Raw genomic sequence first — 15,364 nt, forward strand, 5'->3', positions numbered from 1 at the left:
CATTATTCTAATTATTCAATAATATTCTGTTATTAGTTCGTTGTGTCAAATTTATTATTGAAATAGTATATGCTTTTAATTAATTCTTTGGTTACCAGGCCCGGATTATTCTGAAGTCTTTCTATATTCACAAGACCTGATACTGACTCAAAATCAACAGATGTTAAACCTAATTTTTTAAACCTAATTTCTAACTTAATGCTTTTTAAGAATCGAGCAATTGATATTTCAATTGCAGTATCCTCAATATCCAGATATTGTTTGATATTTGAAACTTGTTTTTTTACAAAATTAGCGCCTCTCGGATCGAAACAATCGTTAATATTTAAGTTTCCATGATAGTAAGAGAAAAAAGGCAAAAATAAGGCGACGGCATGTCCGTGTGGCAATCCAAACGTTGTTGTAAATCCGTAGGACAAGGCGTGTGGCGCAGTTGTTTTTGTGATATTAATTGCTTTCCCTGCCATAAATGATCCCTGTGCGATGTTCTGTCGTGCCGGTTTATCTCCATGAATTGCTTTTTCAAGGTTGTTCCAAATAAGCTTAATGGCTTTCTCTGCATATTGCATGGATTCTTCAGTAGAGTGGATACTCCAGTAAGATTCAATCCCTTGTGCAAAGGCATCGATTCCGGACACTGCCATCTGGTAATTGGACTGGCCATGCAGCAGGTTTGCATCAACAAGAGCTACATTGGGCAAAATTGACTCATGTGCATAAGAATGTTTGATCCCTTCAATATATACGACTGCAAAATGGGTAGCTTCACTTCCCGTACCTGCAGTTGTGGGTATAGCAATTAGCTGCGGAATTTGCATATTACTGTTGGCCGGATCGTTAAGAATGAGGTACTTGATAATTTTGGCCATATCAATGACGCTCCCACCACCGACTGCAATAATTAATTCGGCCTTACTGCCCTTAAATAATTCAAGACCTGTTTGGGCTTCCTCAAGTTTCGGGTTTACACTGAATCCCGAAAACTCAACTACCTTACATTTCTGTATGATAGGTAATAGCGCCTTATCTGCTCCTGATTTAAAATAAGAATTGTTTCCTCTGACCAAAAAAACATTTTTGGTTCCTGATTTTTCAACTAGGTCATCCAGTAGCTGGATTGATCCGGGCGAAATCAATTCTTTCTGGCTTACCATCTACTTTTTAAAATTTTCTTTGAATGCAGCTTTGTTTTGTATAGGAGTTGATGTTGGTCTTCCCAAATCTTTACGTGCTCCTTTTTTTATTCTGATATCGAGAAAAGCAATCGTATTGGCATTTACAAATTGTGGTAAAATATTTCCAATTTCCCGCCTATTTATTGCCGTTCCGAAACTTTTTGCATGCGTGGATTCAGCGACTTTTGAGAAATCTATCTTCTGTCCAATTGTCGGTTGCCCTCCAACAGAGTCGTGTGCGCCATTGTTGAAAATAATTATCTTCAGGTTTTTAGGCGCCAGGCTTCCTGCAATTGCATAATTTCCCAGATGCATCAAGGCAGAGCCATCTCCATCGAAACAAAATACCTGTTTATTTGGCTTTGCCAGTGCTATCCCTAAGGCGATTTGAGAGGTGTGTCCCATCGAGCCAACCGTAAGAAAATCGGTTTCATGGGATTGTTTCTGCTTTTCACGTAATTCGAATAATTCGCGCGAAAGCATGCCCGTTGTTGATACAATAACAGCCTCGTTCGGAATGTATTTCAAAACTTCTTCCAAGGCTTCTTCTCGTGTTAATTCGTATGTGCTTTCGTTATTCTGATTTAGTTTAAACGGTTCGAAAGTTCCTTTTCTTACCAGAATTGCAACCGGGGAAGAAATTGTATGAGTTGTTTCAACAGCATTTTTGATTACAGTTCGATAGTCGGATGTATCATCAATAATTTGATACGGAATCTCCAGACTATCAAGTAATTGAGGAGTAACCCGTCCTTGTTTAATATGTTGTGGTTCGTCCTTTACTCCAGGCTCGCCTCTCCATCCAATCAGAAGGATCATCGGGATGGCATATACCTCTTTGTCTGCCAGCGACATAAGCGGGTTCACCGCATTACCAATCCCTGAATTTTGCATGTAAATCAAAGGAATGTTATTGGTGGCAAGATGATAGCCAGTTCCCAGGGCAATGGCAGCTCCTTCATTCGCCGTAATGATATTTTGTTCTGGTGGTGTATTGGAAGTAATATATGCACAAATATCTTTTAATAATGAATCCGGAACACCTGCGAAAAAGTTTATCTTACTTTTTACCAATTCGTTGTAGAAATCCTGTACACTTATCATATCCTTATGTGTTATTTTGTTCCCGGGATCAAATTTAAAATCTCTTTTATCGGCATGCATTGGTCATCTGCTTCCAATGATCTGTTATTGCTTAAAATAGATTTTGCAACATTGACCATGGCCGGATAGGAAGAACGTAACATGTGGTTGGCATAAATTACGACATTGGCTCCCCACTCGATTAATGTTTGTTCCTTCACGTGGTTATATGTTGAGGGAACGACGATGATTGGAGTGGTACTATCTGTTTTGCGAAATCTTAGACAAAATTCTTTTACATCGTCGCCTGTTTTTTCTTTACTATGAATCATGATTCCGTCAGCACCAGCTTTCACATAGTTTTGACCGCGCTCAATGGCGTCGTCAATACTTTTTCCACAGATTAAGCTTTCAATCCTTGCAATGATCATAAAATCTTTAGTAATCTGGGCTTTTTTCCCTGCTGAGATTTTATAACAAAATTCTTCGGGACTATCCTGTTCCTGCTTGACATCCGTTCCAAAGAGAGAATTCTTTTTTAATCCAATTTTATCTTCAATGATTATCGCGGAGATACCCAATCTTTCCAGAGTCCTAACAGCAAACACAAAATGTTCCGGCTTTCCACCCGTGTCTCCATCATAAATCAGTGGTTTAGTGGTACACTCAAGCATATCATTGATAGCGTGGAGGCGGGTGGTGAGATCAACCGCCTCAATGTCGGGTTTACCTTTCGATGTTGAATCAGTAAGACTTGATGACCACATACCATCGAACTCTTCTTGTTTACCGTTTATATTCACAGAAATATTCTCGCAGATTAGCCCGGTTAATCCACTGTGGGACTCAAGAATCCTAACTATTGGTTTGGATTCAATTAATCTGCGTAATCTTTTCAAACGAATGTCAGGCGTTGTACCAATTTCTTTGATACTGCCGTTGAGCTGGGTTGATGAAATACCTTTTGTATATGGTACATCAACCAGGACACCTCCCCATTCAGCAAGAACATCAATTACTTTTTGTCTGGTCTTTTGTTGTATCCCTTCTTTCCAATCGTCACCATGTACAACGAAGTCAGGTTTGAGGCTGCGTAAATTGGGTTCATAATCCAAAGTCGTTTGTGGAATAACATAACTTACTCCTTTTATATTTTCAACAACTATTTTGCGCTGTTCATATGTCATGTATGGCAAGCGTTTATAGCTTGCAATTGCTTTATCGGTCAAAACGCCCACAGTTACATCTCCTAATTTTGCCCCTTCTTTGATGATATTTAAATGGCCAGGATGAACAATGTCGGCACTCATACCAATATATACTTTTTTCATTCTTATTATATTTAGTTGATTCGTGATCTTTGAGATACGATTATGTCAATCCGTTTCTGAAATAATATTGAGCCCAAATGTAACTCTATTTTCGTCCCCAAAAGTAATCAATTTCCCCTAAGAAGAAGAATAGAAAAGTAAAGAAATTACTGTTCAACAGGGAAAAGACGGATTCATTCAATCATTAACCAACATGATTGACTAAATTTTGTAGCTAATTTTGTGTTGCAACATGAAGCTGAATCACAAATGCAGGGGAAATAATAGCGTTGAAAGAGTGTGATAGAAAAGAATTTCGTCGAATATTAGAATAGGCTTAATCCATAGTCGTTCGATAAAATGGGTACAATATTTATTCGATTAGGTTATAGGTAAAATCATATTGGTGAACTGAGTCAGTTTTCCAAGTATTCAATAAAGTAGAATAGGTTTTGACACCAACTGTTTTTTTATCGGCGTAAAATTCCAGGATTTGTACCCAACCTTCAATGGCTTGAGGCATATTATGCTCTGCAAAAACCATTTGTAGCACTTCTTGTTCACTTTGATTAATAGAGATGAGGTAATTAGTGGCACTCTTAAGGTGTCCGCAAAAAACGAATTGAAAATTATTATTAACCAAAAATTTACTCCAAAGTTGCTGGCCATCATTTACTTTCCCAACCTCAAATTCCGGATTATTCAAAGTCCAGGCATAGGGAGATAATGTTTGATTAAGTTTAAGATTGGCGTAATCAAATCGTTTATTATCAGTGGCTAAGTATGCATGAGTAAGTAATATTCCATACTTTTCTTTATTAAGATTGGCCATACTATCCGCCCAGGTAACGACTTCATCTCGCGGACCAAATTCAAGCGAAAAGAGCTGAAAAGGTTGTCCCTGTATGCTAAATTGGAACCATGAATTTTCGTAATTATTTTGCTGATATCCGGTGATAAATGATTTATTTTCGTTGTATTGAAAGTAGTCGTTAAACAACGTGTTTCGATTATTACAGGTTCCATTGTCACCGTAGTCGTGATTCCCGGTGCAAAGTATATAGTCGATTTTATTATCAAGTTTGGAGAAAACTGTTTTCACGCTTTCCCACTCATCTTTTGTATTGCGGTCAGTGATATCTCCAACCTGAAGTACAGCTTTAATTTTAAAACCGGCATCATGAATTTCAATTATCCGCGAAATAAGTTTATCTAACAAATAGTGATTCTCTTTATAAACAGTATAGAATTGAATATCAGGAATAATGACAATAAATTCAGAAGCTTCCGTTAACTGGATATTCTGGATTGGATCAAAATTTTTAAATGGACCGGAATCAACCTTTACGTCCAATGTGTCAGACAGAAGTCCACACGAGATTATTTGTACCCCTATGATCAGAGGAAAAAGTATCTTAAAGATTTTATTCAGGTTCATGGTTAATTTTTAGCACTTAAATCAATATACTCGTTTTGGACACCATTCATATTCGCATTAATCCCGATCTTACAGGCAAAAAAGGAAGATGAAGCGTTCGAATCTACAAATTATTTTTCAGATAATGTGAAAGTAAGCGAAAGCTCCAAGTAATCTTTTTTTGCATTCAGATTTCGCTTCATTTTGGTTGTAAAATAGCACCAAAGTCCTACTTCCGGTTCCTTGTTCATTCATCTCTTTGCCTTTCGCGGCGTCTTGCCTTCCTCTGCATTTAAAAATGTGCATGAGTGTATAGGTTTCAAGTTCAAATTAGCCTGATGATGAAGGTTTTGTATTATTGTCCTGTCGGTAATCAGTGATTGGTGATTAGTGTTCAGTGGCACGTTGCTACGGCGGTTAGATAATTGGTCATTGGATAATTGGTCATTGGATAATTGGTCATTGGATAATTGGAACTTGCAGCTAAGAAGTGCCTGAGTAAAGCTGCGACTGAATACTGCGACCTTCTCCCGTCTTCGGTCTTCGATCCTTCGTTAATCGGTAATCCGTAATCCGTAATCGGTAATCAGTAACCAGTGACAACTCGAAATTTGGAGCCTGGAGCTAAAAAGCGCCTGATTAAAACTGGAAAATAGCGGTCATCAATGGTTATTGGCTGATTTATTTGTGAAATTTGATCCCTTGGATGAATTCGAAATCTTTCTTTCCGGTTGTCTTAGCTCCTACCAACAATTCAAGTTGTGTTATGACCGAATAAGCGGTTCGTCCCTCAATTGCATTGAGGTCGTTTTTAGCAGTTGTGTCATTTCGAAAGGCTCTGATAAATACGCAACTATCAACAATCACAAGACTTTTGGCCATGCTTGTTTTCTTAATTCATTCAGCGTTGGAAAATCAGCAAGTTGTTCAAATAACGAAAATGGATCGCCCGCATTTGCATCAGGTAAAATCAAATCAAAATCTTTCTTTTTTTGTTTTATCTCGCTGATTGAAATGGATGTATGATCATTTTTCTCCAGTTCTTTCGCAAGAAGAATCAGTGCTTTAAAAGCTGGTTTATTCTTTTTTATGGTGATGATCGTTTTCATTTTACTCCGATGTTTGGATCAAAGTTAGGAAATATTTTCAGTTGGATTGCCGGATTACGGATTTTCAGAATTGCAAATACCGGAACTTTCCCCGTCTTCGGTCTTCGATCCTTCATTTATCGGTAATCGGTAATCCGTAATCAGAGATTTGAGGTTTGCAGCTTGGAGCTAAGAAGTACCTGAGTAAAACCGCGACTGAACACTGGTACTGAACACTGAATACTGGAGTTTTTTCCGGTCTCCGGGAATTCGTGTTTAATTCTTCTTATAGACGCCTTTACGGGCGCGGCGCATGAGGCGGGGGAGTGTTTTTGCCATACCGGTGGCTGCGCCTTGTTGTTGTCTGCCGGCAGCTGGTCGGCTTACCCGGGGCTACACATATTTCACCCCGCCGGGGTGGGAGGGTGGAAGATTGGTAATTGGTAATTGGTCATTGGTAATTGGTCATTGGTCATTGGTCATTGGTAATTGGTCATTGGGCATTGGTAATTGGTCATTGGAACTTGCGGCTTAAAGCTTGTTTCCGCGTTAAAAAGCGCCTGAGTTCCGCAAATAAGATATACCCTTCAACAATTAAACCCTGGACTGATTCAATTTCGGTTTTTACCCCAATATCAGGATATTTAATGAGCAGGTTTAATTCCTTGGTAAATTTTTCATAAAGCTTTTTTGAATACTCCTTACTCTTATTCCTCTCATTGTAAAACTCCAGGATCTCGAAAAGTTTACTATTCGCCCTATGTGACCAGACTATTTTACGTTTAGCCATTTATCAAATTCCTTATCCAATTCAGCTTGTTCCAAAAACAAATCTTGTTCAATCTGTTTCTTTGACTCATTTATTTCGTCACGTTGTTCCTGTGTTAATAAAAAAATCCGGGAATGAGCCTTTGAATCCAGAATCGTTTTAATGGCATTTAAAAAGGACTCGTCATCAATCTCAGCTATTCTGTGTATTAATACCTTTTTTAATTCAATCGCTGTCATATCCTTCATGTTTCTATTTTGTAAATATACAATAATCCCGAGGCAAAAGTCCTAAAAATCAAAAATGGGAAGCTCTTTTTAGATAATTTGCCAAATTTCAAAGCATATCAGCATGTTTTTGGAGTTTTTGTAATCAGTGATCAGTGATTGGTTGGATATCGGTAATCAGTGGTTGGATCATTGGATAATTGGGGCTTGGAGCAGGGAGCCTGGGGCATGAGGCGGGGGTGTTTTTTATGAACTTACTAACTTCGTATGCTCGATCTATCTACACGTATTACCTGAGATCCAGGTTCTTTTTTGTGTGAAGAATGATTTTTGATTTTACGGCATTCCAGTCCACTTTTTTTAACATGACCGGAAGTTGTTCATTTTCCGCATCTTCAAAATAAGTAAGACTTTTTACGACCAGGAATTCAGAACCATCCGGAAACTTTTGACGATAAAATTTAAGCATCATTTCCAGCGAAAATTCATCTAATAAGAAACTGATGTCGATAAAATTTTTTTTGGAGCCCCGCCCGGTTATGGCTGCAAGTTTCATCGCTGCAATATCGCTTTTGGCTGCCAAACGGATTCCGTCAACCAAGAGACCGGGTTCGAGCCAAGGGTAAGGGTAATTGACGAAATCGACTTTGATTTTATTAATGAGAAATGTTTTGATATTGGCGGTCCTGTTTATTAACTGCACGGAACCGAATGGTTTCAGGATCGTTGTAAATTGATAATCATCCAGCTCAAGATATCCAAACAAATCAAGGTCAATCGACTTCCGGTGTCCGATCTGCAAGGCCAGGCTCGTGCCGCCAACCAAATTCAATTCGCTGAATTCCCGAATGTGCATTAACCGGCTTAGAAGTTCCAGTGCCGGGGGGTCGATTGTTTCCAGGTGTAACATTTGAATTCTTCTAATTTTGATCCTGACAGCCCTGCAATAAAGTGGATTGATTTGTCATCCAGATCCCGGATTTGTTTTGCTTCGTTGGTAATTTTCTCCAGTCCGAAATGTTTATAAAACAGAATCCAGTCGTTGATTAATCCATATTGCAATATTCTGGCTAATACAAAATGAAAATCCTTCTCCAAATCCAGCTTAACCGGGTCGACATCCCAAAATAAATGAGGAGACAGATCGTGGACCGTTAATGTACCTTGTTTTTGCATAAAGTAATCATCTGGTATACAAAGATATCAAATTAAGCGAATGGATGGGCATTTCGGTTATTAGTTTGCCTTTTTGTAATCGGTGGTTAGTCATTGGTCATTGGATAATTGGTCATTGGATAATTGGTCATTGGATATTGGTCATTGGATATTGGTCATTGGATAATTGGTCATTGGATAATTGGTCATTGGTCATTGGTCATTGGATATTGGTCATTGGATAATTGGTCATTGCAGCGTGGGGCTTGGAGCTTGGAGCTTGCCCTCTGCGAAACTTTGCGGCTTCTCGGCGTTCTTTGCGTTAAGAAAAACTGAGGGATCATTGGATAATTAGTCATTGGATAATTAGTCATTGGATAATTAGTCATTGGATAATTAGTCATTGGATAATTGAACTTGCGGCTTGCAGTTAAAAAGCGCCTGAATACATCGATTTTCGGCTCCTGGTCCATCGTTGATCGTTAATCTTTAATCGTCGATCATTAATTTTTTTGCCTGAGTACCGCTGAGATTGAACACTAAAGGAACACTGTACAGCAGCAAAAAAAAAACAACAATGGGAATGCGATGCCCTGTTGTTGTAAAATGAGACCTTTAGAACAAAAATAGCCGGATATGATACCGATAAATCCTTGTATTGATATTGCTCATCAGAATCTGATGCAAGTTTTGTTGAATTCAACAGTCAAAAATAAGACCCCGTAAATTTATAATGTTCGATTTTTGCGCTGATGAATAATGCGGGTTAATGTGCTTATTGTTTTATTGGAATCATTCCCGGATTTTTTGCCTCCCGGTATGACCAATAGCGGGCGCGGGCTTTTTCCGGATCGGCATCAAGCGGAACATAGATCCTGGTCCGGTTATCAATCACAACTGCTTTTAACTTCGACATGTCGGGTGAATTGAACGTGTTTTGCTTCCTGTCAAACATAGAATTACTCCTCCTCATTTAGTTTTTAAATCATTGTAAACTATAGCCTGCTTCGTATGACGAATGGTTATGATGTATGTTTCCGGCGGTTACTGTATTTCTAAATACAAAGGCTCTTTTATCCGAAACAAGAGCAACCAACCAGCAATAGGAATTGCTAAAGGAAAGTTTTTTGTTAAAGTTTACGCGATAAAGATACTCAAAATTAATGACTTATTCTGATTATCGCTGTCTTTAAAATTAAGGAAGCAGTAACATTGCATTGTTGGTGCAGGAATATTTACCGGTAATTCATCGTAAAAACAAGAAAATCTGTTGTAAGTATCCTTCACCCTGCCGCTTTCTGATCTGCCAAAAGTCGTCTGAACCGCCGCATTGGTGTCCCACGACAGCTCCGGGCTCATGATTACAGAATAATCAAAAATACTCGTTCAGTCGACCATTTTCTGCAGCCCGGTTCATAGTCATCAATTTGGTTTTTAAAGATTTTTGCCTATTTTGAATGACCAAAACCGAAAAAAAAACAATCCTTTTTCGGTTTCGGTTACGGTTTAAAAGCGCATTCTTTCGGAATTTCCGGCTTGAATCTGACTGCAAAATCATTTAAAATAAAATGAAGAAAATGACCTTTAACAGCTTATTTGTTCGCTGACTTTGATTAACTTGTAATAAGAATTGAGACGCATGAGACTTGTTTTGGAAAATATAAAGGAGTTAATTCAGATAGAAGATTGTTCTGTGAAATTTAAGTCGGGGAAGAACATGGGGGTTCTTCCATCGCTTAAAAATGCTTACCTGGTGATGCGCGACGGGCTGATTGAAGGATTTGGCCCGATGGACGAGCTAAACCACGAAAAGCTCGACAACGACGTGTTAATGGAACTCGATTGTTCAGGGCGTCTTGTATTCCCGGCCTATTGCGATTCTCATACCCATTTGGTTTTTCCAAACGACCGGATACCGGAGTTTGTTGACCGGATCAAGGGATTGTCGTATGAGGAAATTTCGAAGCGGGGAGGAGGTATTTTAAATTCGGCTAAAATGATGGCAAGCTGTTCGCCCGACGATTTATACGAAGCGGCAATGAAGCGTTTGCAGGAAATCGCCATGATGGGTACCGGAGCTGTTGAAATTAAGAGCGGCTATGGCTTGTCTGTCGAATCGGAGTTAAAGATGTTGCGGGTGATCAACCGGTTGAAGCGGGACAGTTACATGGTGATCAAATCTACTTTTTTAGGCGCCCATGCCATTCCCGAAAACTTTGCAGGCGATCGTCAAAAGTATATCGAACTGATTGTTCATGAAATGATTCCACAGATTGCAGCAGAAGAACTGGCCGATTACATCGATGTTTTTTGTGATCAGGGATTTTTTACTCCGCTCGAAACAGAGCAGATTCTGATGGCCGGGCTGAAATTTGGCCTTCGCCCGAAGATTCATGCCAACGAGCTGGCTCTAAGCGGAGGCGTGCAGGTTGGCGTAAAATACAATGCCCTTTCGGTCGATCATTTGGAACACATAGGCGATGAAGAAATCAGGGTTTTAAAAGGGAGTGAAACCATGCCCACCGTATTACCGGGGGCAGCTTTTTTTCTCGATCTGCCCTTGTCGCCGGTACGCAGCATGATCGAATCGGGCCTGCCTGTAGCGCTGGCTTCCGATTATAACCCGGGCTCTTCGCCATCGGGCAACATGAATTTCATCCAGTCGCTTGGATGTATCAAATACAAAATGACTCCGGCGGAAGCGATTAATGCTGTCACCTTAAATTCGGCTTACGCGATGGGCGTAGAAGGTATTTGCGGAAGTATTTGCCAGGGTAAGCTCGGTAATGTGTTTATCACCAAAGAAATACCCGGTTTTGAGGCCATCCCGTACTATTTTGGAAACGACTTGATTGAAACAGTCATTCTTGACGGAAAAATAATCTAATATAAATCTATGAACCAGTTAGTTGAATGTGTCCCCAACTTTAGTGAAGGACGAAATCCTCTTGTTATCAAGCAAATTACCGATGCGATAGAACGCGTAGCCGGCATAAAACTGTTGAATGTTGATCCGGGGAAAGCAACCAACCGGACAGTCGTCACTTTTGTCGGTTCGCCCGAAGCAGTGGTGGAAGCCGCTTTTATGGGTGTAAAAAAAGCATCCGAAGTGATTGATATGAGCAAACACCAGGGTGAGCACCCCCGGTTTGGAGCCACCGATGTTTGTCCGTTGGTGCCCATTGCCAATATCAGCATGGAAGAAACCGTGAAATACGCACATCAATTGGCCAAACGGATAGGAGAGGAGCTGGCGATACCGGTTTATTGTTACGAATTTGCCGCTCAAAATGACGAACGACGAAGCCTGGCCAACTGCCGGGCTGGCGAATACGAAGGCTTAGCCCAAAAATTGAAAGATCCGAACTGGACACCCGATTACGGCTCGGCCGAATTTAATGCCAAATCGGGGGCAACAGCCGTGAGCGCCCGTAATTTTCTGGTTGCCTATAATGTTAATCTGAATACCACATCGGTGAGGCGAGCCAATTCGGTTGCCTTTGATGTGCGCGAAGCCGGACGGATCTTGCGCGAAGGCAATCCGGTCACCGGTAAAATAATCACGGATGCAACAGGAGAACCGGTGAGAATTCCCGGTACATTAAAAAAGGTTCGCGCCATTGGCTGGTTTATTGAAGAATACGGCATTGCTCAGATATCCATGAACCTGACCGATATTACGGTAACGCCGGTACATATCGCATTCGATGAGGTTTGCAGGAGTGCCGATAAGCGGGGAATGCGGGTGACCGGCTCGGAACTGATTGGCCTGATTCCCTTACAGGCCATGCTTGACGCCGGTAAATATTTTTTACGCAAGCAGGAACGGTCAACGGGCGTTTCGGATGAAGAGATCATCAAAATTGCAGTCAAATCAATGGGGCTCGACGAACTGGCCCCATTTGATCCCCGGCAGCGAATTATTGAATATTTGCTGGAAGATAACAAACCCAAGCTAAAGCAATTGAGTTTGGAGGCCTTTGTCAGCGAAACCGCTTCTGAATCGCCGGCTCCCGGTGGCGGATCCATTTCAGCCTATGTGGGTTCGCTGGGGGCCGCTTTGTCTGGCATGGTGGCGAACCTGTCGGCCCACAAACGCGGGTGGGAAGAGCGTTGGGAAGAATTCTCCGGTTGGGCAGAGGAAGCAAAAGCATACCAAACCCGCTTGTTGCAGTTGGTGGATGAAGATACCCAGGCCTTCAACCGGATTATGGATGCTTATGCTATGCCTAAAGAAGGTGCGGATGAAAAATTGAAACGGACAACGGCCATTCAGGAAGCAACCCTTCGGGCTATTCTGGTGCCGCTGGAAGTGATGGAAACGGCGTTTGCATCAATGACCGTTATTCAGGAAATGGCAACGATCGGGAACCCGAATTCGGTCTCCGATGCCGGGGTGGGTGCGCTGTGTGCCCGCACAGCGGTGCATGGGGCGTACCTGAATGTTTTGATCAACCTCCCCGGATTGAAAGACGAACAAAAGTCAGCCGAAATAAAACACAAGGCTGAAGCATTGCTGTACCAGGCCGGGTATAAGGAACAGGAAATTTTAAGCCTCGTTTATGAGAGAATAAGCTGACATTACAGTCGGGTATAAGGACTGTAAAACAGAAAACAACGATTCGGCAGGTGACCTTCGTCAACGTTAATAATCCGTTTTTCTTATCGGATTCAATTCGTTAACGAAATTGCCGTTTCCGGTTAATACCTGTTAAGCCTGCGTTCTCTCCCGATAAAAATGTAGAGAATCGATCCGATAATTGGCAGCAGAATGACCAGCGTAAGCCAAATATAACGATCAGACAGCTCAAATTCATTACGTAATATGCTTAAAACGGACATTACGGGGAGAATAACAAGCAGAACAAGCATGGCCTGAATTGCAAGAATCTCGTGCGACAGTACGACTAACAGTGAAAACATGTGATGTTGTTTTTGAATACGAATACAAGTTAAAATAATTTTGTCAAATATGAAAATAATCACTCATTTTCTATTGGCTTAATTTATTGAAAACTTGTTCTCTGTAACCAAGGTCCCGGTTTGCCTTTGCTTTGTCTATTTTTTCTGTTCTTTTGGATATTCAATCCGGGCGTGATAAATATTGATCAGCTTTTCAACAAGTGTTTCTTTCACCAGATTGATCTCGCGCATAGTCAATTCTGCCTGATCCAATTGCCCGTCGTCAAACTTTTGCCGAACCATCTGGTCAACCAACTCTTTCAGGTTTTCCGGGGTTTTTTCTTTCAGAGCCCTGGCCGCGGCTTCAATTCCGTCGATCATCATTACCACCGATGTTTCTCTGGTTTTGGGCCTTGGTCCCGGGTACGTGAAGTCGTCTGGAGAAATCTCTTTATCCTGATTTTCATTTTTGTACAGGGTGTAAAAGTATTTCGCCTGGGTGGTGCCATGATGCGTGGTGATAAAATCGATCAGCACTTCCGGTAGCTTGTATTTCCGGGCCAGACGCACTCCGTAGGTCACATGGTCGATAATAACCCGGGCGCTTTCTTTGTAATCCAGATTGCTATGCGGGTTCATACCCGATGCCTGGTTTTCGATGTAATAAACCGGCTGGTTGGTTTTGCCGATGTCGTGATACAGGGCGCCTGCATAGGCCAGAAACGGATTTCCCCCAATCCGGTGGATTACCGCTTCAGCCAGGTTGGCTATCTGCAGCGAATGCTGAAACGTTCCGGGCGCTTCTTCGGCCAGTTTCCGTAACAGTGGCTGATTGGTATTCGAAAGTTCAATCAGGGTAACATCCGATACAAAACCGAATATCTTCTCAAAAATATAAATCAGCGGGTAAGCGAGCAGAATCAGAATGGCATTCCAGACAAACCATTGCAGTTCTTCCCAGCGAATCGCCTCCAGGTTTCCCTCCTGCACCATGTTCAGGGCCAGGTAAACAATGCTGTAACTAACCAATACCCATAAAGCAGTAAACACCAGGTGTGACCGGCGGTGTAACTTATCGAGGCTGAAAACGGAAATGATGCCGGCAATCATCTGTAAAAAGATGTATTCGTAATTGTTTGGCGCCGAATATCCAATTAACAACGAGGTAACCAACAGAGCAAAAATGGCCGTCCTGGAATCGAAAAATATCCGGAGCAAAATGGGCAGGATGGCCAGGGGGACAATATAAATATTGACAAAATCATGGGTGACCACAAAGCGCGTGGCAAATACCATTAAAATAATCAACAGTAAGATAAAGCTGAGATGAAGTTTTTGATTAAAAATTTCGGGCCTGAAGTAAGCTAAATAAAGGATCAAAATGAGCATACAGGCCATAATCAGGATGAGTTTCCCCAGAATGAGCAAATAACCGTCGATATCCTGGCCCTGCTTGGTTTTGTAGGTTTTTTTTAACGAATTTAAAATGAGGAACTTTTCGGGAGTGACAATATCTCCCTTAAAAATAATCCGTTCGCCCCCTTGCACCATGCCTTGGGTGTACGAAACCGAATTGATCAGTTTTTCCATCTCCTGCACATTGAATTCTTCATTATACTGCAGGTTCGACTGGATAAAATCGGACAGATTGGTATTTTGGTGCAGTTCGTCGTAATGGCTGGCCAGCAGGCTTCGGGCGCTGTCGCTTATGCTTTGAAATGCTGTTTTCAGGGAGTAAATCCGGCTGATCGGAACCTTTTGTGCAGTTTTGTCACGGACAATAAACAATTCATTCTTATCCTTCAAAAGCGGATGCATCTCGGGCGATTGATCAATGATTCCGGCCAAATAAATCTCCGACATATAATTGCTTAAGCTGGAAATGATTTTGGGGTTAAGTCCGGGAATCTGTGTGCTGAGTTCTTGCAGCTCCAATTCAAAATTTTTGGTTTGCTGTTCGCTGATCAGGGTATCGGCCGTATAGTACGGTACAAATTGCTTTCGAATGGAATCCTGTTCCTGCTTGATGATTTCGTCAGGTTTAAAAATGGCGAAGTTAAACGGGGCAATCAGGGTTTCGTGGCGCCAGGGCGAATTTTTTTGAAACTCGTAGCGAAAACGGCTTTCACCCGGAACCAACAGATAGAGTATCAGCATAGAAGCCGAAAAAACCAATGCGATATAAAAGATATGATAATAGCGTACCAGACGGGTTAATAACTTTTTCATAAATACCTT

Annotated in this window: 13 protein-coding genes; 2 read left to right on the forward strand and 11 right to left on the reverse strand. The window is 41.2% G+C overall.

What is annotated here, in order from left to right; genetic code table 11:
- Nucleotides 1-32: 32 nt before the first annotated feature.
- From AC6H3C_RS13605 to AC6H3C_RS13645, 9 genes are all read right to left on the reverse strand, one after another.
- A complete protein-coding gene (locus tag AC6H3C_RS13605) occupies nucleotides 33-1,154 on the reverse strand; it encodes a phosphonoacetaldehyde reductase (protein WP_497515936.1) in 1,122 nt (373 codons plus the stop codon).
- Nucleotides 1,155-2,339: a phosphonopyruvate decarboxylase gene (aepY, locus tag AC6H3C_RS13610; protein WP_497515937.1), complete on the reverse strand. Its 1,185-nt coding sequence runs from the start codon at nucleotides 2,337-2,339 to the stop codon at nucleotides 1,155-1,157.
- Complete coding sequence (gene aepX, locus AC6H3C_RS13615) at nucleotides 2,291-3,589, reverse strand: phosphoenolpyruvate mutase (RefSeq protein ID WP_497515938.1); 1,299 nt, start codon at nucleotides 3,587-3,589, stop codon at nucleotides 2,291-2,293. The genes aepY and aepX overlap by 49 nt, the downstream gene beginning before the upstream one ends.
- Before the next feature lie 352 nt (nucleotides 3,590-3,941).
- Entirely contained in the window at nucleotides 3,942-5,006 is a 1,065-nt protein-coding gene (locus tag AC6H3C_RS13620) for a metallophosphoesterase (RefSeq protein WP_497515939.1), read from the reverse strand.
- A gap of 842 nt (nucleotides 5,007-5,848) precedes the next feature.
- Nucleotides 5,849-6,094: a hypothetical protein gene (locus AC6H3C_RS13625; protein ID WP_497515940.1), complete on the reverse strand. Its 246-nt coding sequence runs from the start codon at nucleotides 6,092-6,094 to the stop codon at nucleotides 5,849-5,851.
- A 750-nt stretch (nucleotides 6,095-6,844) separates the two neighbouring features.
- A complete protein-coding gene (locus AC6H3C_RS13630; RefSeq protein WP_497515941.1) occupies nucleotides 6,845-7,081 on the reverse strand; it encodes a hypothetical protein in 237 nt (78 codons plus the stop codon).
- Between the two features lie 277 nt (nucleotides 7,082-7,358).
- Nucleotides 7,359-7,979 (reverse strand): nucleotidyl transferase AbiEii/AbiGii toxin family protein, encoded by a 621-nt coding sequence (locus AC6H3C_RS13635; protein ID WP_497515942.1) that lies wholly within the window; start codon nucleotides 7,977-7,979, stop codon nucleotides 7,359-7,361.
- Complete coding sequence (locus AC6H3C_RS13640; protein WP_497515943.1) at nucleotides 7,934-8,245, reverse strand: DUF6922 domain-containing protein; 312 nt, start codon at nucleotides 8,243-8,245, stop codon at nucleotides 7,934-7,936. The genes AC6H3C_RS13635 and AC6H3C_RS13640 overlap by 46 nt, the downstream gene beginning before the upstream one ends.
- 754 nt (nucleotides 8,246-8,999) lie before the next feature.
- The gene (locus AC6H3C_RS13645; RefSeq protein WP_497515944.1) at nucleotides 9,000-9,140 is read right to left on the reverse strand and encodes a hypothetical protein; all 141 of its coding nucleotides are present in this window, start codon (nucleotides 9,138-9,140) and stop codon (nucleotides 9,000-9,002) included.
- A gap of 723 nt (nucleotides 9,141-9,863) precedes the next feature.
- Between AC6H3C_RS13645 and hutI the strand changes: the two genes are divergently transcribed.
- Both hutI and ftcD read left to right on the forward strand, forming a co-directional pair.
- Nucleotides 9,864-11,111: an imidazolonepropionase gene (hutI, locus tag AC6H3C_RS13650; protein WP_497515946.1), complete on the forward strand. Its 1,248-nt coding sequence runs from the start codon at nucleotides 9,864-9,866 to the stop codon at nucleotides 11,109-11,111.
- 9 nt (nucleotides 11,112-11,120) lie between these two features.
- Complete coding sequence (gene ftcD / locus AC6H3C_RS13655; RefSeq protein WP_497515948.1) at nucleotides 11,121-12,803, forward strand: glutamate formimidoyltransferase; 1,683 nt, start codon at nucleotides 11,121-11,123, stop codon at nucleotides 12,801-12,803.
- A gap of 122 nt (nucleotides 12,804-12,925) precedes the next feature.
- On the opposite strand, the gene AC6H3C_RS13660 is transcribed toward ftcD, so the two are convergent.
- Together AC6H3C_RS13660 and AC6H3C_RS13665 are read right to left on the reverse strand one after the other, a co-directional pair.
- Nucleotides 12,926-13,147, reverse strand: coding sequence for a PLDc N-terminal domain-containing protein (locus AC6H3C_RS13660; RefSeq protein WP_497515949.1), 222 nt, complete (start codon nucleotides 13,145-13,147; stop codon nucleotides 12,926-12,928).
- 135 nt (nucleotides 13,148-13,282) lie between these two features.
- Nucleotides 13,283-15,355, reverse strand: a complete 2,073-nt coding sequence (locus AC6H3C_RS13665; RefSeq protein WP_497515950.1) for an HD family phosphohydrolase — start codon at nucleotides 15,353-15,355, stop codon at nucleotides 13,283-13,285.
- Nucleotides 15,356-15,364 lie beyond the last annotated feature (9 nt).

The organism is Gaoshiqia sp. US2 (assembly GCF_059705485.1).

Bases quoted from the DNA above. Each gene is read 5' to 3' on its own strand.
- AC6H3C_RS13605 (WP_497515936.1), bottom strand. From the start codon at position 1,154: ATGGTAAGCCAGAAAGAATTGATTTCGCCCGGATCAATCCAGCTACTG.
- aepY (WP_497515937.1), bottom strand. From the start codon at position 2,339: ATGCATGCCGATAAAAGAGATTTTAAATTTGATCCCGGGAACAAAATA.
- aepX (WP_497515938.1), bottom strand. From the start codon at position 3,589: ATGAAAAAAGTATATATTGGTATGAGTGCCGACATTGTTCATCCTGGC.
- AC6H3C_RS13620 (WP_497515939.1), bottom strand. From the start codon at position 5,006: ATGAACCTGAATAAAATCTTTAAGATACTTTTTCCTCTGATCATAGGG.
- AC6H3C_RS13625 (WP_497515940.1), bottom strand. From the start codon at position 6,094: ATGAAAACGATCATCACCATAAAAAAGAATAAACCAGCTTTTAAAGCA.
- AC6H3C_RS13630 (WP_497515941.1), bottom strand. From the start codon at position 7,081: ATGACAGCGATTGAATTAAAAAAGGTATTAATACACAGAATAGCTGAG.
- AC6H3C_RS13635 (WP_497515942.1), bottom strand. From the start codon at position 7,979: ATGTTACACCTGGAAACAATCGACCCCCCGGCACTGGAACTTCTAAGC.
- AC6H3C_RS13640 (WP_497515943.1), bottom strand. From the start codon at position 8,245: ATGCAAAAACAAGGTACATTAACGGTCCACGATCTGTCTCCTCATTTA.
- AC6H3C_RS13645 (WP_497515944.1), bottom strand. From the start codon at position 9,140: ATGTCGAAGTTAAAAGCAGTTGTGATTGATAACCGGACCAGGATCTAT.
- hutI (WP_497515946.1), top strand. From the start codon at position 9,864: ATGAGACTTGTTTTGGAAAATATAAAGGAGTTAATTCAGATAGAAGAT.
- ftcD (WP_497515948.1), top strand. From the start codon at position 11,121: ATGAACCAGTTAGTTGAATGTGTCCCCAACTTTAGTGAAGGACGAAAT.
- AC6H3C_RS13660 (WP_497515949.1), bottom strand. From the start codon at position 13,147: ATGTTTTCACTGTTAGTCGTACTGTCGCACGAGATTCTTGCAATTCAG.
- AC6H3C_RS13665 (WP_497515950.1), bottom strand. From the start codon at position 15,355: ATGAAAAAGTTATTAACCCGTCTGGTACGCTATTATCATATCTTTTAT.